Below are 261 nucleotides of genomic sequence, written 5' to 3'. Positions count from 1 at the left end.
GCTTGCAAGGAAACAAGATCCGTACTTACTACGAGGCGGCGCGGAACTTCGACGTCAACATTGGCGGAAACTTGCTTCTCGCCATACTTCGCATAAATCTTCGCTTCGCCGAGAGCAATGGCAGAGAGCTTGCCCTTCGTGACTTGTACGACTTCTTCATCGCTGGTCGCCCACTCGGCGCGGTCTGTAATATCTTCCGTCTTGCCGTCGGCATAAGTAGCGGTTAGCTTCAATGCGCCTGTGGCATTTTTCTTCAAAAGA

1 pseudogene is annotated in these 261 nt (G+C 52.1%); it reads right to left on the bottom strand.

Annotation, left to right across the window (positions count from 1 at the left end):
* A pseudogene (locus KVT11_RS20135) lies at positions 1–261 on the bottom strand (Ig-like domain-containing protein); the annotation flags it as partial.

The organism is Bacillus sp. GbtcB10, from assembly GCF_019091365.1.
Classification (GTDB): Bacteria; Bacillota; Bacilli; order Bacillales; family Bacillaceae; genus Bacillus; species Bacillus altitudinis.
This window is presented reverse-complemented; position numbering and strand designations above follow the sequence as displayed.